The sequence below is a fragment of the Streptomyces sp. P9-2 genome (genome assembly GCF_051903975.1).
GTDB classification, from domain to species: Bacteria; Actinomycetota; Actinomycetes; order Streptomycetales; family Streptomycetaceae; genus Streptomyces; species Streptomyces cellulosae.
Map to the genome: position 1 here is coordinate 1,462,514 of NZ_CP192633.1, position 20,947 is coordinate 1,483,460.

The following is a 20,947-nucleotide window of genomic DNA, read 5'->3' on the forward strand; positions in this document are numbered from 1 at the left end:
TACCGCCGGCCATCGCGCCACGCGAGGGGTGGCGCGGCTCAGCCGGAGCCGCGCAGGTCGGCGACGACGCGGAAGCGCTCCAGAACGACCGGCGTCGCGTCGTCCACGGCGAAGTCCGGGTCGCCCAGCGCCGCACGCATCTCCTCGCCGCCCCAGAACCGCTCGTGACCGGCGCGCCACTCGTCCACGCCACCGTGCCCCTCGCCCTCGTCCACCGCATGGGCGAGATCCACCCGCGCCAGCGGGACGACACGCACGTCCGTCACCTCCAGGACGGCCACCGGCCGGCCGCCCGAGTCGACGAGCACGGAACGGTCCCCGACCTCGGGCAGGGGCTCCCCCTCGCGCTCGTACTCGGCGACGAGCCCTGTCGTGGCGGTCTTGGAGCCGTCGAGGACCGCCGCGACCAGCCGGTCGCGCAGCGGGCCGGGAAAGGCGAACTCCGCCGTGGGCAGCGCCGCGACGTCCGCGGCGGGCGGCGTGGGATCGGATGTCATCCGGCGACCGTAACCGGCCGCTGCCGGCCCGCGCAGTGCAAAAACCCCCGGTCCGAGTGGACCGGGGGTTTCCTTGCTGTGGGGCTAACAGGATTTGAACCTGTGGCCTCATCCTTATCAGGTCGAGCATTGGGATTCGTTGGCGTCGGCCAACCGGCTCTGAGCCTTGGCTGATCGTCCGTTGGGGTTCGCCGCCTACCGCCGCTGATCGCGCCTGTTGGTGTCAGCCGCTGATGTCAGGCGGCAGTTGTCCTCTTGACAGATCAGTCCATCGCAACCGAGCTCATGGGAGCCATGCCGCGTCTGATTGGCCGAAGAGCTCAGAGGGTGAGGTGAGCCGCACGGTGCGAAGCGCGATGTCCATCCACCTGGGATCGACGGCCACACCCATGGTGCGTTCCATCAGCGCGAATGACTCGGCGCACAGGGTCTCCATGTGGAAGGCGACCCCTTCTGCCCAGGCGGGGACCTCCGGTTGCGGGTCCATCCACTCCGCGTCCTCCAGCTCGAAGGGGTCGAACATCCCCTCTACGCGGCCGTCAACGGCGTGCATGACCTGGTACCGGGCATTAACACTGCGGTAGACGCTGAAGAACCCGCCTCCGCCAGCGGACGCTCGTCGGGCGATCTCCGGGATGCTGCCGTGGTAGCCCCATTCGATGGCGATGACGCGTCGGTCGACGGTGACCACTTGAAGCAGCTCGTAGTCCTCCATATAGAGCTGAGCCGCCAGCTCGCCGGCGGTCTCGGCGGAGGTCATGAGCCGCGACGCCTCGGGATCGCCACCGAACGCCCGGATCACCTCGCTCTCCGTTTTTCCTGCAATCACGGAGAAGGTGTACGCATCGGGCTCATCGGCATCGGCCCACGCGTATCGGGCGACGAGCTCTTCCCACCTCGCAGCGTCGCTGCGCTTCGGGTCCCGAGGCACGTCAGGAGTCATGGTGCCGCACCCTACAGAGCGGTCGGCGTAGCGACTTTGGCCGGGAGCTGCTTTGGCGCGAGTGATCATGGCCCCGTAAGCTTCCGGCGCGTCGGGCAGTCTGTGGACCTGCCCGTTAAAGCACGACGTTGGGGCCATGATCTTCGAGGCTCGCGCCAAAGTGGCTGGCTAAAGTCGCGGAGCCGACCGCCCCAGCCACGACGTGTTCTGACCTCATGCACTCTGTGCCTGCCTCTTGGGCGGGAGCGGGTGGCCGGCGGTGCCGAGCGGGGCGGAGACATGAGCGCGGGCGCCGCCGGCCACCCGCTCCCGCCCGGAGGAGCGAAGCGACGACGGGTGCTTGATGAGGTAGAGAAACCTGTAACAGCTCTCGTTCCGCTGGTCAGGTCGAAGATGTCGCGGCGGTCGTGAGTCGGCTCGTGTACCCGGCTTGGCACAGGCGCTCGTACGCCTCGGCCACGTCACCGGGTACTGGCTGGCGGATCATGAATCCCTGATCCGGGTAGATCATCAGCCGTTGCAGGGCACCGACAAGCATGTCGATCACCAAGCGGGCGTCGCCGATGGAGTCGACGTACTCGGCGAAGGTCATAGGCGTGGAAGCGCTGACGACTTCGACCTCGGGCCAAAGCTTGCGTGCCGTGGCGTACGCGCGCCGCTCCTCGTACGGCTTGCTGATCAGCAGCACGGAGGCGACCTCCACCCCGCTCTCCTCCAATACCTTCCGGGAGAAGCGGATGTTCTCCCCGGTGTTCCGGGCGTGCGGCTCCACGAGGATGGCTTTACTGGGAACCCCCAGCTCCAGTGCCCGCTCGCGGTAGTGGACGGCTTCGCCGCGGGGCATGCGCTTCCGCGTCGTCGGGCTGGTGGCTCCGGTGAACACGAGCAGAGGGGCCATGCCGCGCTTGTACAGGTCCACGGCAGTGTCAGCCACTCCCAGGTCGTGACTGCCGAGTCCGATGGCCACCGAGCACGGCCGGGGTGCATGGCCCATCTGGTGGTAGTCCCATACACGCCGGGCGTCGGCCCAATCCTGCGTCGAGATCACTGCTGTCCTTCTCCGTCCCTCGCCGAGTCGGGCACCTTGAAGTCGTACTCCCACGCGAAGCGTGATGCCGCGTGTACCCCGATGGCGAACTCCACGACGGTGCCGTCCGCCGTGTAGATCGTCCGGTGCAGCTCGACCACCGGTTCGCCCGGCGGCAACTGGAGCTGCTTCACCTCGGCCGGTGTGGCGGCGCGAGCGAACAACTGCTCCTTCATGTGGTCGATCTCGTAACCCGCGTCGTGCAGCACGCGGAATCCGCCGCCTCGGCTGGCGGGGCCCGGGGTGGGATCGACCAGTCGCGTCCCTTCCACGTGCTCGGGCCGGTAGTAGCTGGTGAGCGTGTGCGTCGGCTGGTCGCCTTCTTTGACCAGGCGGGCGCGTGCGTAGACCTCCGCGGCTTCCGGCAGCCCGTGTGCGGCTGCGACCTCCGGCGGTGCCACGACGCGGCTCACCGTCTGGGTCTGCTCGTTCCGGCGGTAGGTGCGGCCCGATGCCACGCGGTCCGCGATGAACGCGACCTCGTCGCCGTCTCGCCACTTGGCCTTGTCGTAGCGGGCGATGCCCAAGCGCTTAAGGGGGACCTGTTGGCGCACGATCGTGCCGTGGCCGCGTGAAGAGGTGACCAGGCCCTCGGCTTCCAGAGCCTTGTAGGCCGCGTGCACGGTTGCCTTGGAGCCTTCGCCGGCGTCGACGAGTTCTCGGATGTGAGGCAAGCGCTGGCCAGGGGCGTAGTCACCCCTTCTGATCTGCTCGGCCAGCTTGTCCGCCAGCTCCCGCCACTTGGACGCCATCTCGAATCCCTCTCAACGAGGTCTAGTGAAACATAGTCCTAGGACTGCGGTGCACTATCTCTCTCAGCGGCTCGCAGTCCTAGAACAGCGAGCGTCATGCAGTCCGCTTTGGGCTGCCTCGTCTTCAACGCTGGGAGAACTGATGAGCGCCGGGAGCTACAGGAGCTGGAGCGGAAGATCGCCGGTGAACACTGGGCTCAGGCACCGGACCAAGACCTGATCTTCTCCTCCGAGCACGACGGGATGATCGACCCGGTGGGTTTCTCCCGCACCTTCGATCGGCTCGTCAGGCGGGCCGGTGTGCGCCGAATCCCGGTCCGCCTCGCCCGGCACACCTGCGGGACCCTGCTCGCCTTCCTGAAGGTGCATCCCAAGGTCGCTCAGGCGATCCTCCGGCACAGCCAGATCAGCATGACCATGGACGTCTACACGCACGTCGTCGGCGACAGTGAGCGCGAAGCGGTGGGCATGCTCGCCGAGCTTCTGGAAGATCCGCTCATCGGCTGATGTCAGCCATGGATGTCAAAGACCCCCAGCCGGGATCGACTGGGGGTCTCTTCGCTGGTGGGGCTAACAGGATTTGAACCTGTGGCCTCATCCTTATCAGGGATGCGCTCTAACCAACTGAGCTATAGCCCCGCCGCGCTGTGCGGGGTGTGTCCCGCGCGCTGACTCCTGAAGATTAGCGCACGACCGGGGCAGTCCCAAAATCGGTTTCCCGCGGGGCGTCAGCGCGGCCCGGGCGCGACCGGTGAGCTGGTCACTCGTCCTCGGCCAGGGTCAGCTCGACGCCGCCCACGAAACCGGCCGAGAGGTTGTAGATGAACGCGCCCAGGGTCGCCAGCGCCGTCGCCAGGATGACGTCGATGACGGCGATGACCGTGGTGAACATCAGAACGTTCGGCAGCGACAGGAACGACTGCAGGTCGAAGCCGTTCGAGCCCTCCGAGCCGGTCGCCTCCGAGATCGTGCCGCCGACGGTCGAGAAGACGCCCATGGCGTCCATGACCATCCACAGCACCGCGGCCGCGACGATCGTGCAGATGCCGAGCGCGATCGACAGCAGGAAGCTGACCTTCATCACCGACCACGGGTCGGCCTTCGCCACCCGCAGACGCGCCTTGCGCACGCGCGGGGTGGTGCTGGCGCCCGTGCGGGGACGGCGCACCGCTCCCGTGCGGGCGGCGGCCGCGCCGGCCTGGGCCGGGTAGGCCTGCGGCGGGTGGTACGGGCCCGCCTGCTGCTGCGGCTGCCGTTCCCCCGGCAGCGGTGAGGCCGCCGGAGCGGCAGCACCCTGACCGGGTGCGGCCTGCGGGCCTCGGGTGTCCGTCACGGTTCCCCCCTGGGATCCCTGCCTGGTGGACGAGGAGGCGTCGGGGACCGGCGCCTTGATCGCTTTGAGATTGGTCGTGTGCGGATCTGTCGCCCGCGCGGCGGAGCCACGGCCGCCGCCGTCCGTTCCCGTACTGGTACCGGCCGGTCCGGCGCCCGTGGCTCCGCTCACGCTGACTCACTCCTCGTGCTACTCGGACGAGGGCGCCTCGCCCTGGTCCGTACCGGTGGTCGCGTCCCCGTCGGCGGACTCGTCGACGACCACGTCGCCGTCGACTTCCTCCGCCTCGCGTCCTGCTTCGGCGTTACGGGCGATGCCGACCACGGCATCGCGCTTGCTCAGGTTGATCAGTTGGACGCCCATGGTGTCACGGCCGGTTTCCCTGATCTCGTTGACTCGCGTGCGAATCACACCACCCGACAGCGTGATGGCGAGGATCTCGTCGTTCTCCTCGACCACCAGCGCGCCGACGAGGGAACCGCGGTCCTCGACGATCTTGGCGGCCTTGATGCCGAGGCCGCCGCGGCCCTGGACGCGGTACTCGTCGACAGCGGTCCGCTTCGCGTACCCGCCGTCTGTGGCAGTGAACACGAACGTACCGGGTCGAACAACATTCATCGAGAGCAGCTCGTCCCCTTCGCGGAAACTCATGCCCTTGACACCCGAGGTGGCACGGCCCATGGGCCGCAGCGCCTCGTCCGTCGCCGTGAACCTGATCGACTGTGCCTTCTTGCTGATCAGCAGCAGATCGTCCTCGGCCGAGACGAGTTCGGCGCCGATCAGTTCATCGTCGGATCCGTCCTCGCGCTCACGCAGGTTGATCGCGATGACACCGCCGGACCGCGGGGAGTCGTAGTCCTTCAGCGGGGTCTTCTTCACCAGGCCGCCCTTGGTGGCCAGGACCAGGTAGGGCGTCGCGTCGTAGTCGCGGATGGCGCGGATCTGGGCGATGGTCTCGTCCGGCTGGAAGGCCAGCAGGTTCGCCACGTGCTGCCCGCGCGCGTCGCGGCCCGCGTCGGGGAGCTCGTACGCCTTCACCCGGTACACGCGGCCCTTGTTGGTGAAGAACAGCAGCCAGTGGTGCGTGGTGGAGACGAAGAAGTGGTTGACGATGTCGTCTTCCTTGAGCTTCGCCCCGCGCACGCCCTTGCCGCCGCGCTTCTGCGCCCGGTAGTCGTCGGTCTTGGTGCGCTTGATGTAGCCGCCCCGCGTGACCGTGACGACGATGTCCTCCTCGGCGATCAGGTCCTCGATGGACATGTCGCCCTCGTAGGGGATCAGCTTCGTCTTGCGGTCGTCGCCGTACTTCTCGACGATCGCGGCCAGCTCCTGGCTGACGATGCCGCGCTGGCGGACCGGGGAGGCCAGGATCTCGTTGTACTCACTGATCTTCGCCTGGAGCTCGTCGTGCTCCTGGACGATCTTCTGGCGCTCCAGGGCGGCCAGCCGGCGCAGCTGCATCTCGAGGATGGCGTTGGCCTGGATCTCGTCGATCTCCAGCAGGTCCATCAGGCCGCCGCGCGCGACGTCGACGGTGTCACTGCGCCGGATCAGCGCGATGACCTCGTCGATGGCGTCCAGGGCCTTCAGCAGACCGCGCAGGATGTGCGCCCGCTCCTCGGCCTTGCGCAGCCGGAAGCGCGTACGGCGGACGATGACCTCGATCTGGTGCGTCACCCAGTGGCGGATGAACGCGTCCAGGGACAGCGTGCGGGGCACCCCGTCGACCAAGGCCAGCATGTTGGCGCCGAAGTTGGTCTGCAGATCGGTGTGCTTGTACAGGTTGTTCAGCACGACCTTGGCGACCGCGTCCCGCTTCAGCACGATGACCAGGCGCTGGCCGGTCCGCGAGGACGTCTCGTCGCGCACGTCGGCGATGCCGCCGATCTTGCCGTCCTTCACCAGGTCGGCGATCTTCTGCGCGAGGTTGTCGGGGTTGGTCTGGTACGGCAGCTCCGTGACCACCAGGCACTGGCGGTTCTGGATCTCCTCGACCTCGACCACCGCGCGCATGGTGATCGAGCCGCGGCCCGTGCGGTACGCCTCCTCGATGCCCTTGCGGCCCACCACGAGGGCGCCGGTCGGGAAGTCGGGGCCCTTGATGCGCTCGATGAGCGCGTCCAGCAGCTCCTCGTGCGACGCCTCGGGATTCTCCAGGTACCACTGGGCGCCGGCGGCGACCTCGCGCAGGTTGTGCGGCGGGATGTTGGTCGCCATGCCGACCGCGATACCCGCCGAGCCGTTGATCAGCAGGTTCGGGAAGCGGGCCGGCAGGACCGTCGGCTCCTGGGAGCGGCCGTCGTAGTTGTCCGTGAAGTCGACGGTCTCCTCGTCGATGTCACGGACCATCTCCATCGACAGCGGCGCCATCTTGCACTCGGTGTAGCGCATCGCCGCCGCCGGGTCGTTGCCCGGGGAGCCGAAGTTGCCGTTGGAGTCCACCAGCGGCATCCGCATCGACCACGGCTGCGCCAGGCGGACCAGCGCGTCGTAGATCGAGGAGTCGCCGTGCGGGTGGTAGTTGCCCATGACGTCGCCGACGACGCGGGCGCACTTGTAGAAGCCGCGCTCGGGGCGGTAGCCGCCGTCGTACATCGCGTACAGCACACGGCGGTGGACGGGCTTGAGGCCGTCACGGACGTCGGGCAGCGCACGCGACACGATGACGGACATCGCGTAGTCGAGGTACGAGCGCTGCATCTCCGTCTCGAGCCCGACCGGCTCGACGCGCATGCCGGCCGCGTCCGGGTCCTCGAGGGGCGTGACGGGAGTGTTCTCGTCGGTCATTGCTGGTGAAGGTCCTTCCTGGTGCGGTCAGCTGAGACCGACTCAGATGTCGAGGAAGCGGACGTCCTTGGCGTTGCGCTGGATGAACGCGCGGCGGGCCTCGACGTCCTCGCCCATCAGGACGGAGAAGAGGTCGTCGGCCTGGGCGGCGTCGTCCAGGGTGACCTGGCCGAGGACCCGGTGCTCCTGGTCCATCGTGGTGATGCGCAGTTCCTCGGCGTTCATCTCACCGAGGCCCTTGAAGCGCTGGACGGAGTCCTCACGGATGCGCTTGCCGGCGTTGCGGCCCATCTCGATCAGCGCGTCGCGCTCGCGGTCGGAGTACGCGTACTCGAAGTCGTCCTTGCCCCACTTGATCTTGTAGAGCGGGGGACGGGAGAGGAACACGTGCCCGGCCTCGACGAGCGGCCGCATGAAGCGGAACAGGAACGTCAGCAGCAGGGTGTTGATGTGCTGGCCGTCGACGTCGGCGTCCGCCATCAGGATGATCTTGTGATAGCGGAGCTTCTCGATGTCGAAGTCCTCGTGCACGCCGGTGCCGAACGCGGAGATCATCGCCTGGATCTCCTGGTTCTGCAGGATCCGGTCGATGCGCGCCTTCTCGACGTTGAGGATCTTTCCTCGGATCGGGAGGATCGCCTGGTACTCGGGGTTACGGCCGGACTTGGCCGAGCCGCCGGCGGAGTCACCCTCGACGATGAAGATCTCGCACTTGGTCGGGTCGTTCGACTGGCAGTCGGACAGCTTGCCCGGCAGCGACGCCGACTCCAGCAGGCCCTTGCGGCGCGTCAGGTCGCGCGCCTTACGGGCCGCCACGCGCGCGGTGGCCGCCGCGATGCCCTTGCGGACGATGTCCGCGGCCTCGTTCGGGTTGCGGTCCAGCCAGTCGGCGAGGTGCTCGTAGACGACCTTCTGCACGAAGGTCTTCACCTCGGTGTTGCCCAGCTTGGTCTTGGTCTGGCCCTCGAACTGCGGCTCGCTCAGCTTGACCGAGATGATCGCGGTCAGACCCTCGCGGATGTCGTCACCGGTGAGGTTGTCGTCCTTCTCGCGGAGCAGCTTCTTGTCGCGCGCGTACTTGTTGATCAGCGAGGTCAGCGCCGCACGGAAGCCCTCCTCGTGCGTACCGCCCTCGTGGGTGTGGATGATGTTGGCGAACGAGTACACGCCCTCCGTGTAGCCGCTGTTCCACTGCATGGCGACCTCGAGCGACAGGTGCCGCTCCTTGTCCTCCGCCTCGAGGTCGATGACGGTGGGGTGGATCACCTCGCCCTTGCGGGAGTTGAGGTATTTCACGAAGTCGACGATGCCGCCCTCGTAGTGGTACGAGACGCTCTTGACCTCGTGCTTCTCGTCCTCGCCTGCCTCGTCCGCGCCGGCGGTCGCCTTCGCCGACTCACGCTCGTCGGTGAGGTTGATCCGCAGGCCCTTGTTCAGGAACGCCATCTCCTGGAAGCGCCGGGAGAGCGTCTCGAACGAGTAGTCCGTGGTCTCGAAGATGTCGGGGTCGGCCCAGAAGGTGACCGACGTGCCCGTCTCCTCCGTCGGCTCGTGCCGCTGCAGGGGCGCGGTGGGCACGCCCAGCTTGTACTCCTGCGTCCAGCGGTAGCCGTCGGTCTTCACCTCGACGGCGACGCGCGTCGACAGCGCGTTGACCACGGACACGCCCACGCCGTGCAGACCGCCGGAGACCGCGTAACCGCCGCCGCCGAACTTGCCGCCCGCGTGCAGCACGGTCAGGACCACCTCGACGGCGGGCTTGCCCTCGGAGGGGACGATGCCCACGGGGATGCCACGGCCGTTGTCGACGACGCGGACGCCGCCGTCGGCCAGGATCGTCACGTCGATGGTGTCCGCGTAACCGGCCAGCGCCTCGTCGACCGAGTTGTCGACGACCTCCTGCACCAGGTGGTGCAGGCCCCGCTCGCCCGTCGACCCGATGTACATGCCGGGGCGCTTGCGGACCGCGTCCAGGCCCTCGAGGACGGTGATGGCACTCGCGTCGTACGACGTGGCGTCTCCGGTCGGGGAGCCTGCCGCGTCGCCGGCGGCGGTGTCGGTGGACGGGATGTTCTCGTTGGGGTTGCCGGAATCGGCCACGAAGCGCCCTTTCTGGCACAGCACGAGCCGGGCTCGTCGGCAGGTTGCCGGAGCGGCTGCGGCATGTTGCGTTGGTAAGCCTTGATCAGCGTTGCTCAGCGTCTTCCCGGGCGGTCCCCACGATCGGGGCGGGATTGTCTTCCAGTCTACCGGTAGCGCTGACATCGATGGGGGTTTGCGGGCCACTGAGTCCGCATGTGCCGCCCGGAAACGGCCTCGCCCGACTCCCGATATGCGGATGGGGGCTCCAGAGGCCCCACGAGGGCACTCAGCGCTTCCGGCCGTCAACCCTTGGCTACTTAGGAGTCAGGTGGCGATTCGCGACCGCGTCCGACGGCACGGCGAAGCGGGCATCCGGCCCGCGAACGCGGTGCTCGGACACCCGGATGTGATGTCTCTCACGTGTGCGCGGCGAGGCGGAAAAAGCCCCGGATCACCCGTACGTGTCGCCCGGACCGGTGCTGCCGGGGGCCCTCAGCGGGCCGTAACGGCGGGCCGGACCGGTGGGTCCGACGACCTTGATCAGCCGCACGGTGCCGTGCCCGAGGTCGTCGTTGAGACGGGCCACCAGCGTCGGCGCCAGCAGCCGCAGATTGGTCGCCCAGGCCGTCGAGTCGCAGCGCACCACCAGCACGCGCTCGTCCTCGTCGTAGCGCTCCGGCTCGCAGTGCTTGGCGACGTCCTCGCCGACGATCTCCGACCAGCGCCCCATCACCCCGCCGACCGCCGCCGGGGCCTCCCAGCCGCGCTCGGTCAGCAGCCGGTTGATCGCCGCGCCCAGCGCCATCGGATCGCGCCGGTCGCCCCGCGCGCCGGAGCGCAGGCCCCCGCGCCGCGCCTGCTTCTTCTGCTGCGCCGCGTCGCCACGCGCGCGTGCCGCCTCCCGGGCCGCACGCAGCGCCACCCGCGCCAGGTCGACGCCCGAGGGCTCAGGTTCCTTGCCGGTGCCGCCCGCGGGCGGCTGCTGTCCACTCACGCGCGCTCCACCGTCCCCTCGGACACGGCGAACCGCGCGCCCGCCAGCACGTGCGGCACGTCGTCGTCGACGGCGGCCGTCACCAGCACCTGCTCACCGGGGGCCACCAGTTCGGCCAGTCGCTCCCGGCGGCGCGCGTCCAGCTCCGCGAAGACGTCGTCGAGCACCAGCACCGGCTCGTTGCCCTCGGCCCGCAGCAGGTCGTAGGAGGCCAGCCGCAGCGCCAGCGCGTACGACCAGGACTCGCCGTGCGACGCGTAGCCCTTGGCGGGCATCTGGCCCAGCTTGAGCAGCAGGTCGTCGCGGTGCGGGCCGACCAGGGTGACCCCGCGCTCGATCTCCTGCTTGCGGACCTCCGCGAGCGCGGCGATCAGCTGCTCGAAGAGATCCTCCCGGGTGTGCGCCTCGCCGGGCGCCGACGGCTTGTACTCCAGCGCCACCGGACCTCCGCCGGGCGCCAGCTGCTCGTACGCCTTGTCGGCCAGCGGCTGCAGCGCGGCCAGCAGGTCCAGGCGCTGCGCCAGCAGCTCGGCGCCCGCGCGGGCGAGGTGCTGGTCCCACACGTCGAGCGTGGACAGGTCCAGGGTGCGGCCGCCGTGCCTGCGGGCCAGCGCCGCCGACTTCAGCAGCGTGTTGCGCTGCTTGAGCACCCGGTCGTAGTCGGAGCGCACGCCCGCCATGCGCGGGGAGCGCGCCGTGATCAGCTCGTCCAGGAAGCGCCGGCGCTCACCCGGATCGCCCTTGACCAGTGCCAGGTCCTCGGGCGCGAACAGCACCGTCCGCACGATGCCCAGCACGTCACGCGGCCTCACCTGCGAGGACCGGTTGATGCGGGCGCGGTTGGCACGTCCCGGGTTGAGCTCCAGCTCGACCAGCTGCTGCCGGTCGCCCTGGCGGACCTGGGCCCTGACGATCGCGCGGTCGGCTCCCATGCGCACCAGCGGAGCGTCCGAGGACACCCGGTGGCTGCCGAGGGTGGCGAGGTAGCCGACCGCCTCGACGAGGTTCGTCTTGCCCTGCCCGTTGGGACCGACGAAGGCCGTGACCCCGGGGTCGAGCGGGACCTCGACCCGGGGGTAGGAGCGGAAGTCGGCCAGCGACAGATGCGTGACGTGCATGGTCGTTCCGCCGACCTCCTCCGGCGTTGTGGACCGCCGCGCGGTCCTGTGGACATCGGTCCCGTGGACGGATGACGTCCCTGTGGACTACTTCTTCTCGACCGCGTGGCCGCCGAACTGGTTCCGCAGCGCCGCGATCATCTTCATCTGCGGCGAGTCCTCCTGGCGCGAGGCGAACCGCGCGAACAGCGAGGCGGTGATCGCCGGCAGCGGGACCGCGTTGTCGATGGCGGCCTCCACAGTCCAGCGTCCCTCACCGGAGTCCTGTGCATAACCCCGGAGCTCGTCCAGGTGCTCGTCCTCGTCGAGGGCGTTGACCGCCAGGTCGAGCAGCCAGGAGCGGATGACGGTGCCCTCCTGCCAGGAGCGGAACACCTCCCGGACGTCGGTCACCGAGTCGACCTTCTCCAGCAGCTCCCAGCCCTCGGCGTAGGCCTGCATCATGGCGTACTCGATGCCGTTGTGGACCATCTTCGCGAAGTGGCCCGCGCCGACCTTGCCGGCGTGCACCGAGCCGAAGTCGCCCTCCGGCTTGAGGGCGTCGAATATCGGCTGCACCTTGGCGACGTCCTCCTTGGAGCCGCCGTACATCAGCGCGTAGCCGTTCTCCAGGCCCCAGACGCCGCCGGAGACGCCGCAGTCGACGAAGCCGATGCCCTTGGCCGCCAGCTCCGCGGCGTGCTTCTCGTCGTCGGTCCAGCGGGAGTTGCCGCCGTCCACGACGACGTCGCCGGGCTCCAGCAGCTCGGCCAGCTCGTCGACGGTGGACTGGGTCGCCGCACCGGCCGGGACCATCACCCACACCACGCGGGGCCCGCTGAGCTTGTCCACAAGCTCTCGCAGGCTGTGGACGTCGGCGAGGTCCGGGTTGCGGTCGTAACCGACGACGGTGTGGCCCGCGCGGCGCAGCCGCTCGCGCATGTTGCCGCCCATCTTGCCGAGACCGACGAGACCGAGCTCCATCAGATGTGTTCCTTAAGGTTGCGACGGGACGTGCCGGCACTTGTCGTACCGGCGTCCGAGCCTAAACCCGGACGCTCGCGCACATCTGTGGGCATACGCGCTCACACGCCCGTCCCCACCTGCGGCTTCGCCGCGGGCCACGGATCAGCCGCTGAGCCGCACCGGCATGATCAGGTACTTGTAGGCCTCGTCCGCCTCCGCGTCCATCGCCGGGCGGCCGCTGAGCAGCGCCGGCTTGGTGGACGTGGTGAACGACAGCTGGGCCACCGGGGAGTCGATGGCGCTCAGGCCGTCCAGCAGGAACGTCGGGTTGAAGGCGATGGAGATGTCGTCGCCCTCGAGCTGGGCGTCGACCCTTTCCACAGCCTGTGCGTCGTCGCTGGAACCGGCCTCCAGGATCAGCACGCCCTGCTCGAAGCTCAGCCGCACCGGGGTGTTGCGCTCGGCGACCAGGGCCACGCGCTTCACGGCCTCCACGAAGGGGGCGGTCTCGATCACGGCGACGCTGTTGAACTCCGTCGGGAACAGCGTGCGGTACTTCGGGAGGTCGCCCTCCAGCAGACGCGTGGTGGTGCGGCGGCCGGCGCCCTCGAAGCCGATCAGGCCCTCACCGGCGCCGGAGCCGGACAGCGCCAGGGTGACCTGGTCGCCACTGGTCAGCGCCTTGGCCGTGTCCAGCAGGGTCTTGGCGGGCACCAGGGCGACCGCGGACGCCTCCGGGTTCTCCGGCTTCCACAGGAACTCGCGGACCGCGAAGCGATAGCGGTCGGTGGAGGCCAGCGTCACCGTGTCGCCCTCGATCTCGATGCGCACACCGGTGAGGACGGGCAGCGTGTCGTCACGGCCGGCCGCGATGGCGACCTGCTGCACGGCGGAGGCGAAGACCTCGCCGGGGACCGTGCCCGTCGCGTTCGGCATCTGGGGCAGGGCCGGGTACTCCTCCACAGGCAGTGTGTGGAGTGTGAACCGCGAGGAGCCGCAAACCACCGTCGCCCGCACACCGTCCGTGGAGATCTCCACCGGACGGTTGGGAAGGGCGCGGGAGATGTCGGCGAGCAGGCGGCCGGAGACCAGGACCGTGCCCTCCTCCTCGACCTCGGCCTCGACCGACACGCGCGCGGAGACCTCGTAGTCGAAGCTGGACAGGCTCAGCTGGCCGTCGTCGGCCTTGAGCAGCAGGCCGGCGAGGACAGGCGCCGGCGGACGGGCCGGGAGGCTGCGAGCCGCCCAGGCCACTGCCTCCGCGAGTACGTCGCGTTCCACCCGGATCTTCACTGTTGCCGCCTCCTGCTGTTGCCGGCGCTTCTCGCCCTGCCTGGCTTCGTCGTCTGACTCGGTGTCGTCGGCCCCTCGGAGGGGAAGGACACCGGGGTCCAGTCTGACGCACCGCACTGACAGTAGGTGCCCGTCGGGGTCAAGTCGTGACGAGTGGCAGTCGAGGCCGGGACAGCGAGTTGTGCACAGGGCCCCCTTCGAAACGAATTCCTCGCTCTCTCTAGTCGGGAGTAGTAGTAGGGCCTGTGGATACCGTGGATAACCTCGTTTTCGCAGCTCAAGGCCGGTTTTTTGTCCACGGGTCCTGTGGGTGGGGGCGGTGGACAACCGGGCCCTGCTGTGGAGAACGGAAAGTTCTGCACATCCCGTGCACAGGGGAGGCCGAGTTCTCCCCAGACACGTCCCCAGGTTTGAGGTCCTTTCCCACAGCCCCCTCCGGCACCTCGGTGTGACGCCTTTCACTCGGGGCGGTGAGAGGGCGCGTCGCGTTGCCGAACAGTGGACAGCCATGTGGAGAAGCGGCCGGTCACTGGGGACAACCGGCCTCAGCCTGTGGGAAGCCCGTGGACAACTTGATGCACAGCCTGTGGATCATCCCGTCGTCCACAGTCTGTGGAGATCGTTCGTCCACGGATCCACAGGCAGGTGACCTGCGCAGACAGCTTCTCACCAGGGGCGGTTGTGGACGGTGTCGGGACAACTTTCCGGTCCCCAGCGTGTGGACGGAAAAAAGTCGCCGAATCTGTGGAGGAAGGCCGTAACCCGTGGCGGAAATCGAACAGCGCGCGGGGCCGGCGTCGCGGTGTGGACGTCCGTCGTCGCCCGCCGGGGGTCCGGAGCGCGAAGAAGGCCGTCTGCGACACGAAGCAGGGACGTCCGGAACACGAAGAAGGGCGCCCCCGGATCTCTCCGAGGGCGCCCTCAGGGGTGCGTGCGGGCCGTCAGCCGGCCTTGATGCGGTTGGTCAGCTCGGTGACCTGGTTGTAGATGGACCGCCGCTCGGCCATCAGATTGCGGATCTTCCGGTCGGCGTGCATCACCGTGGTGTGGTCCCGGCCGCCGAACAGCGCGCCGATCTTCGGCAGCGACAGGTCCGTCAGCTCGCGGCACAGGTACATCGCGATCTGCCGGGCGGTCACCAGCGCGCGTCCGCGCGAGGTGCCGCACAGGTCCTCGACGGTGAGCCCGAAGTAGTCGGCGGTCGCGCTCATGATGGCCGTCGAGGTGATCTCCGGGGCCGAGTCGTCGCCCCCGGGCATCAGGTCCTTGAGGACGATCTCCGTGAGCCCCAGGTCCACCGGCTGCCGGTTGAGCGACGCGAAGGCCGTCACCCGGATCAGCGCGCCTTCCAGCTCGCGGATGTTGCGCGAGATCCGGGAGGCGATGAACTCCAGCACCTCCGGCGGGGCGTTGAGCTGCTCCTGCACCGCCTTCTTGCGCAGGATCGCGATGCGCGTCTCCAGCTCCGGCGGCTGGACGTCGGTGATCAGGCCCCACTCGAAACGGTTCCGCAGCCGGTCCTCCAGCGTCACCAGCTGCTTGGGCGGCCGGTCGGAGGACAGCACGATCTGCTTGTTGGCGTTGTGGAGCGTGTTGAAGGTGTGGAAGAACTCCTCCTGCGTCGACTCCTTGTCCGCCAGGAACTGGATGTCGTCGACGAGCAGGATGTCCATCTCGCGGTAGCGCTTGCGGAAGCTGTCGCCCTTGCCGTCGCGGATGGAGTTGATGAACTCGTTGGTGAACTCCTCGGAGCTCACGTACCGCACGCGCGTGCCCGGGTAGAGGCTCCGCGCGTAGTGCCCGATGGCGTGCAGCAGATGCGTCTTGCCGAGGCCCGACTCCCCGTAGATGAACAGGGGGTTGTACGCCTTCGCCGGCGCCTCCGCGACGGCCACCGCGGCCGCGTGCGCGAAGCGGTTGGACGCGCCGATGACGAACGTGTCGAAGAGGTACTTCGGGTTCAGCCGGGCGGTCGGCTCGCCGGGACCCGTCGCCGGGGCCGGCTGCGCCGCCAGCGGGCCGGGCGCGCCGGTCGTCGGCAGGTTCGGGCCGACCGGGCCGCCGCGGTGCACGTGCCCCGAGCCGGGCGGCGGCTCGGGCAGGTCGCGGCGGCGGTCGTCGCGCTGGTCGTAGTCGCCGCGGGACGCCTCGTAGTCGGAGCGCTGGTCGTAGGACGGGCGCTCCACAGGCTGGGGACGGTAGTCCTGGGACGACGGACCCCCGTAGGAGTCCGAGCCGTACGAATCCTTGCTGCCGTACGGGTCCTGCGCGCCGTAGGCGTCCTGGGACGGCGAGGCGTACGGATCGCGGTCGGGGAAGCCGAGCCGCTGCTGCTGCCAGCCGTAGTCGTCCTGCGAGGGACGCGGCCAGGAGCCGGGCTCGGGGCGCTGGTACTCCGACGGGTAGGCGGGACGCGCCGAGGGCAGCTGGTCGTCCGGACGGCCCTGCTGGTCGCCGCGGCGGCGGTCGTATCCGCCGTACGGCTCACGGTCCTGGTACGGCTCGCGCTCCTGGCGGTCGCGATGGTCCGGGCGCTCGCGGTGGTCCGGACGCCCGCGGTGGTCCTGGTGCTCCGGACGCTCCTGGTGCGCGGAGGGCAGCTCCGGCTCCTCGTAGCGCGGCTGCGGACGGGGAGCGGGCGCGGGAGTGGCCGGCGGCTCGCCGGCGGTCTCGTCGACCGTGATCGCGATGCGGATCGGGCGGCCGCACTCGCGGCTCAGGCTCTCGCTGACGACCGGGGCCAGCCGGCCCTCGAGCACGCCCTTGGCGAACTCGTTCGGCACGGCGAGCAGCGCGGTGTCGGCGACCAGGGCCAGCGGCTGGCAGCGCCGGATCCAGTGTTCGTCCTTGCTCTCGACACCTTGGCCACGGCCCTCGCCGAGCAGTTGCTCCAGTACGCGTGGCCACACTGCGGCAAGATCGGCAGGTACGTCAGCCACAGGGCACGCTCTCTCACAGGTCCCTCGATCGTGTGATCCGGGGGACGGGTCGGGATGTAAATCGGGTGGTGAAGGGTCAAGGGAACGAATCGGAGTCCAGTCACGGTAGTCAGCGCGACCGGTACGGTTCAAGTTGTTGTCCCCAGGCTGTGGACAAGTGTCTCCCGGCGACCGCCGGTTTGACCGAATGGCGCAGCCGCGCGTACCGTAACCAGGTCGAGTTGTCGATGGCTGCTGCCGCCTGCCTCCGATGGGCACAGATCGCGCAAGATGATCGGTCAGCGGTGCACTCGGGCGTAACGCGAGCTACTCGTGGGCGCACGGTGACAGCCAGGACGGCACCCCGCAAACACCGATTCTTTCTGGAGCCCCCGAGTGAGCAAGCGCACCTTCCAGCCGAACAACCGTCGTCGCGCCAAGACCCACGGCTTCCGGCTGCGTATGCGCACCCGTGCCGGCCGCGCGATTCTCGCGTCCCGCCGCAGCAAGGGTCGCGCCCGTCTGTCCGCCTGATCCCGATCAGGTCATGACGTCGTGCTGCCCACCGAGAACCGGCTGAGGCGGCGCGAGGACTTCGCGACCGCGGTACGACGAGGACGCCGGGCCGGGCGCCAGCACCTCGTCGTCCATCTTCGTAGCGGTGCAACGGACCCGCATGCGCCTGGGGAGAGCGCTCCCCCGGCGCGTGCGGGTTTCGTCGTGAGCAAGGCCGTGGGCGGAGCGGTGGCGCGCAACAAGGTGAAGCGGAGGCTTCGCCATCTGATGCGCGAGCGGATCGACCAGCTGCCCCCCGGTAGCCTGGTAGTGGTACGAGCGCTGCCCCCCGCGGGCGACGCCGACCACGCACAGCTGGCCCGAGACCTGGACGCCGCTCTGCAGCGGCTGCTGGGAGGGGGCGCGCGATGAAGTACCCGCTGCTGGCACTGATCAAGCTCTACCAGTGGACGATCAGTCCACTGCTGGGCCCGGTGTGCAAGTACTACCCGTCGTGCTCCCACTACGGCTACACGGCCATCGACCGGCACGGTGCCGTCAAGGGAACAGCACTCACGGCCTGGCGCATCCTGCGGTGCAATCCGTGGTCGCTGGGCGGTGTGGATCATGTCCCGCCGCGTAAGCGCCCGCGGTGGCACGAAATGCTGCGTAACGCCTGGCGTGCACGCAAGGGCGGGACCTCCGCCGCCGAACCGGCCACCGAGGGACAGGCTTCTCCCACAAGTCCTACGAGTCCGTCGGGCCCGGCCGCAGAGACCCCGTCCCATGCCCAAGGAGCATGATTAGTGGACACGATTGCCAGCCTCTTCAGCTTCATCACGACACCTGTCTCCTGGGTCATCGTCCAGTTCCACAGCGTGTACGGCTCCCTCTTCGGGCCTGACACAGGATGGGCCTGGGGCCTGTCCATCGTGTCCCTGGTGATTCTCATCCGCATCTGCCTGATCCCGCTCTTCGTGAAGCAGATCAAGGCGACGCGCGCCATGCAGACGCTCCAGCCGGAGATGAAGAAGATCCAGGAGCGCTACAAGAACGACAAGCAGCGCCAGTCCGAAGAGATGATGAAGCTCTACAAGGAGACGGGCACCAACCCGCTCTCCTCGTGCCTTCCCATCCTGGCGCAGTCGCCGTTCTTCTTCGCCCTGTACCACGTGCTCAACAGCATCGCGTCGAACGACACCATCGGCGTGATCAACGAGCGGCTGCTGGAGAGCGCCCAGAAGGCCCACATCTTCGGCGCCCCGCTCGCCGCGAAGTTCACGGACAGCCCCGAGAAGGTCGAGGCGCTCAACTCGTCGCTGACCGACGTGCGCGTCGTCACGGCGATCATGATCGTCCTGATGTCGCTGTCGCAGTTCTACACGCAGCGCCAGCTGATGACGAAGAACGTCGACACCACGGTGAAGACGCCGTTCATGCAGCAGCAGAAGATGCTGATGTACGTCTTCCCCGTCATCTTCGCGGTCTTCGGCATCAACTTCCCCGTCGGTGTCCTCGTCTACTGGCTGACCACCAACGTGTGGACCATGGGCCAGCAGATGTATGTCATCCACAACAACCCGACGCCGGGTTCCAAGGCCCAGGCCGCCTACCTGGATCGCCTCTCCAAGCACGTCGCCAAGCACGGCAAGACCCGCAACCGCCGGGAGCGCGCCATCGTCAAGGCGATTGTCGCGAAGGGCCGCGACCGCAACGAGTACGAGCGCAAGTTCATCAACGGCCTGAACAAGGCGGGTCTCGCCGCCCAGTCCGACGGCACCGTGATCAAGAGCGAGAGCAGTGCCGCCGCCCAGGCCGAGGGTGGTACGACGACCGCCACCGCCGCCCCCAAGCGGCAGCAGCCCAAGCGGCAGCCCAAGTCCAAGCGCCACAACCCCGGCGCGGCCAAGCCGGCGGGCGAACCCACCTCGCTGACCAAGGCCGACGACCCGCAGGACGCCAAGCCCACCGGCGGCAAGGGCAACGCCAAGCCCGCCGGCAACGGCTCCACGCGCAGCAGGGCCCAGTCCGGACAGCGCAAGGGCCCGCAGCGGCCCAAGTCCCCGTCGAAGAAGTAAGAAGGAGTCCATCCCGTGACGGAAGGCACCACCGCGGCCGCTGCCGAGGGCGCAGACACCCTGACCCGCCTCGAGCAGGAGGGCGAGATCGCGGCGGACTACCTTGAGGGTCTGCTCGACATCGCCGATCTCGACGGCGACATCGACATGGACGTCGAGGCCGACCGCGCCTCTGTCTCGATCATCAGTGACACGGGCAGCCGCGATCTGCAGAAGCTCGTGGGCCGTGACGGCGAGGTACTGGAGGCTCTCCAGGAGCTCACGCGCCTCGCGGTCCACCGGGAGACCGGCGACCGCAGCCGTCTGATGCTCGACATCGCCGGCTATCGCGCCCGCAAGCGCACCGAGCTCGCCGACCTCGGCGCCAAGGCCGCGGCCGAGGCCAAGAGCAGCGGACAGCCCGTGCGGCTCGACCCGATGACCCCGTTCGAGCGCAAGGTCGTGCACGACGCGGTCAAGACGGCCGGCCTGCGCAGCGAGTCCGAGGGCGAGGAGCCGCAGCGCTTCGTCGTCGTGCTTCCCGCCTGAGCGGCTCCACCGTTCCACCGGCCCCGTCTGTTGCGCAGGCGGGGCCGCTCTTTGTCAGCCTGGTAGTTCTGGTTCTGGTGTCGGCGCCCCGCGCCGGCACGGTACGGAAGGACGGTCCCCCGTGACGGAGGCAGCGGAGCTTCCCCCCGCGCCCGAGCAGGCCCGTGAGGTGTTCGGTGAACGCTTCGCGGACGCGGTCCGGTACGCCGAACTGCTCGCCGAGGCGGGCGTGCAGCGCGGTCTGATCGGGCCGCGCGAGGTGCCCCGCCTGTGGGAGCGGCATCTGCTGAACTGCGCGGTGCTCTCGGAGGTCGTGCCCGAGGGCGTCACCGTGTGCGACGTCGGCTCGGGGGCCGGTCTGCCGGGCATCCCGCTGGCGCTGGTCCGGGAGGACCTGAAGATCACTCTGCTGGAGCCGCTGCTCCGCCGCACCAACTTCCTGACCGAGGTCGTGGAACTGCTCGGCCTGGATCATGTGACGGTCGTGCGGGGACGCGCCGAGGAGGTCATGGGCAAGCTGCCTCCCGTACATGTGGTCACCGCCCGCGCCGTCGCGCCGCTCGACCGTCTGGCCACCTGGGGCATCCCCCTGCTGCGGCCGTACGGCGAGATGCTCGCGCTCAAGGGTGACACCGCGGAGGAGGAGCTGAAGAGCGCCGCCACCGCCCTGACCAAACTCGGCGCCGTCACCACGTCGATCGTCCACGTGGGTGAGGGCGTCGTGGACCCCCTGTCCACGGTGGTGCGGGTCGAGGTCGGGGAGAGCCCCGGAGGGGTCCGCTTCGCCGCCAAGCGCGCCAAGGCCGCCCGCACCGGACGAGCACGGCGCCGGCGCGGATAGCTGTCTCTCCCTCGCGGTGGAGCGCGAGGGGTCCCGTGCGGCGAAGACATACGTCGGGACGACGCGCCCGGTCCTCGAGGCCGGGCGTACTCCACACAAGCTGCCTCAGCCACACATGCCGGAGTGTCGCGCCAGCGCCGCCTCCGCCGCTGTGCATCGTGTTTCACGTGAAACGTCGCTCACTGCTGCACGGCATCATCAGTCGGGGCCGCGCTGCGGCCGAACCTCGTGAACGGAAGCCTCTGGGCTCCCTCGG

At 68.9% G+C, this 20,947-nt stretch carries 19 protein-coding genes and 1 tRNA gene; 7 read left to right on the forward strand and 13 right to left on the reverse strand.

Annotation, left to right across the window (positions count from 1 at the left end; all coding sequences use genetic code 11):
• Positions 1–38: 38 nt before the first annotated feature.
• From ACQY0Z_RS06890 to ACQY0Z_RS06905, 4 genes are all read right to left on the reverse strand, one after another.
• Entirely contained in the window at positions 39–497 is a 459-nt protein-coding gene (locus ACQY0Z_RS06890; RefSeq protein WP_189897063.1) for an ASCH domain-containing protein, read from the reverse strand.
• A gap of 283 nt (positions 498–780) precedes the next feature.
• Entirely contained in the window at positions 781–1,440 is a 660-nt protein-coding gene (locus tag ACQY0Z_RS06895; protein WP_347225621.1) for a DUF6461 domain-containing protein, read from the reverse strand.
• A 382-nt stretch (positions 1,441–1,822) separates the two neighbouring features.
• Entirely contained in the window at positions 1,823–2,488 is a 666-nt protein-coding gene (locus ACQY0Z_RS06900) for a YdcF family protein (protein ID WP_254585724.1), read from the reverse strand.
• Complete coding sequence (locus ACQY0Z_RS06905; RefSeq protein ID WP_439811974.1) at positions 2,485–3,279, reverse strand: GntR family transcriptional regulator; 795 nt, start codon at positions 3,277–3,279, stop codon at positions 2,485–2,487. The genes ACQY0Z_RS06900 and ACQY0Z_RS06905 overlap by 4 nt, the downstream gene beginning before the upstream one ends.
• A gap of 96 nt (positions 3,280–3,375) precedes the next feature.
• On the opposite strand from ACQY0Z_RS06905, the gene ACQY0Z_RS06910 reads away from it, so the two are divergent.
• Complete coding sequence (locus ACQY0Z_RS06910; protein ID WP_439811975.1) at positions 3,376–3,786, forward strand: tyrosine-type recombinase/integrase; 411 nt, start codon at positions 3,376–3,378, stop codon at positions 3,784–3,786.
• A 55-nt stretch (positions 3,787–3,841) separates the two neighbouring features.
• Here the strand turns inward: ACQY0Z_RS06910 and ACQY0Z_RS06915 are convergent.
• The 9 genes from ACQY0Z_RS06915 to dnaA form a co-directional block, all read right to left on the reverse strand.
• A tRNA-Ile gene (locus ACQY0Z_RS06915) sits at positions 3,842–3,918 on the reverse strand.
• Between the two features lie 121 nt (positions 3,919–4,039).
• Positions 4,040–4,783, reverse strand: a complete 744-nt coding sequence (locus tag ACQY0Z_RS06920; RefSeq protein ID WP_189897064.1) for a DUF3566 domain-containing protein — start codon at positions 4,781–4,783, stop codon at positions 4,040–4,042.
• Positions 4,784–4,801: 18 nt separating this feature from the next.
• Positions 4,802–7,399, reverse strand: coding sequence for a DNA gyrase subunit A (gene gyrA / locus ACQY0Z_RS06925; protein WP_189897066.1), 2,598 nt, complete (start codon positions 7,397–7,399; stop codon positions 4,802–4,804).
• 42 nt (positions 7,400–7,441) lie between these two features.
• On the reverse strand, positions 7,442–9,499 hold the full coding sequence (gene gyrB / locus ACQY0Z_RS06930) for a DNA topoisomerase (ATP-hydrolyzing) subunit B (protein ID WP_189897067.1): 2,058 nt from the start codon (positions 9,497–9,499) through the stop codon (positions 7,442–7,444).
• 433 nt (positions 9,500–9,932) lie between these two features.
• On the reverse strand, positions 9,933–10,475 hold the full coding sequence (locus ACQY0Z_RS06935) for a DUF721 domain-containing protein (RefSeq protein ID WP_439811976.1): 543 nt from the start codon (positions 10,473–10,475) through the stop codon (positions 9,933–9,935).
• Positions 10,472–11,593 carry a DNA replication/repair protein RecF gene (gene recF / locus ACQY0Z_RS06940; protein ID WP_189897070.1) on the reverse strand — a complete coding sequence of 374 codons (1,122 nt, stop codon included), beginning with the start codon at positions 11,591–11,593 and terminating at the stop codon, positions 10,472–10,474. The genes ACQY0Z_RS06935 and recF overlap by 4 nt, the downstream gene beginning before the upstream one ends.
• A gap of 87 nt (positions 11,594–11,680) precedes the next feature.
• Positions 11,681–12,556, reverse strand: coding sequence for a phosphogluconate dehydrogenase (NAD(+)-dependent, decarboxylating) (gene gnd, locus ACQY0Z_RS06945; RefSeq protein WP_189897072.1), 876 nt, complete (start codon positions 12,554–12,556; stop codon positions 11,681–11,683).
• Between the two features lie 144 nt (positions 12,557–12,700).
• The gene (gene dnaN / locus ACQY0Z_RS06950) at positions 12,701–13,831 is read right to left on the reverse strand and encodes a DNA polymerase III subunit beta (RefSeq protein ID WP_028960852.1); all 1,131 of its coding nucleotides are present in this window, start codon (positions 13,829–13,831) and stop codon (positions 12,701–12,703) included.
• A 941-nt stretch (positions 13,832–14,772) separates the two neighbouring features.
• Positions 14,773–17,028, reverse strand: coding sequence for a chromosomal replication initiator protein DnaA (gene dnaA, locus ACQY0Z_RS06955; RefSeq protein ID WP_439811977.1), 2,256 nt, complete (start codon positions 17,026–17,028; stop codon positions 14,773–14,775).
• Between the two features lie 117 nt (positions 17,029–17,145).
• On the opposite strand from dnaA, the gene rpmH reads away from it, so the two are divergent.
• The 6 genes from rpmH to rsmG all read left to right on the forward strand — a co-directional run bounded on the left by rpmH (position 17,146) and on the right by rsmG (position 20,691).
• On the forward strand, positions 17,146–17,283 hold the full coding sequence (rpmH, locus tag ACQY0Z_RS06960; protein WP_003956500.1) for a 50S ribosomal protein L34: 138 nt from the start codon (positions 17,146–17,148) through the stop codon (positions 17,281–17,283).
• Positions 17,284–17,304: 21 nt separating this feature from the next.
• Positions 17,305–17,676 carry a ribonuclease P protein component gene (gene rnpA, locus ACQY0Z_RS06965; RefSeq protein WP_137208685.1) on the forward strand — a complete coding sequence of 124 codons (372 nt, stop codon included), beginning with the start codon at positions 17,305–17,307 and terminating at the stop codon, positions 17,674–17,676.
• Complete coding sequence (gene yidD / locus ACQY0Z_RS06970; RefSeq protein ID WP_078504598.1) at positions 17,673–18,047, forward strand: membrane protein insertion efficiency factor YidD; 375 nt, start codon at positions 17,673–17,675, stop codon at positions 18,045–18,047. Before rnpA ends, yidD begins: the two co-directional genes overlap by 4 nt.
• A gap of 3 nt (positions 18,048–18,050) precedes the next feature.
• Positions 18,051–19,322 carry a membrane protein insertase YidC gene (gene yidC / locus ACQY0Z_RS06975; protein WP_137208684.1) on the forward strand — a complete coding sequence of 424 codons (1,272 nt, stop codon included), beginning with the start codon at positions 18,051–18,053 and terminating at the stop codon, positions 19,320–19,322.
• Positions 19,323–19,337: 15 nt separating this feature from the next.
• Positions 19,338–19,850 (forward strand): Jag family protein, encoded by a 513-nt coding sequence (locus ACQY0Z_RS06980; protein ID WP_189897078.1) that lies wholly within the window; start codon positions 19,338–19,340, stop codon positions 19,848–19,850.
• A 121-nt stretch (positions 19,851–19,971) separates the two neighbouring features.
• Positions 19,972–20,691, forward strand: a complete 720-nt coding sequence (rsmG, locus tag ACQY0Z_RS06985) for a 16S rRNA (guanine(527)-N(7))-methyltransferase RsmG (protein WP_189897080.1) — start codon at positions 19,972–19,974, stop codon at positions 20,689–20,691.
• Positions 20,692–20,947 lie beyond the last annotated feature (256 nt).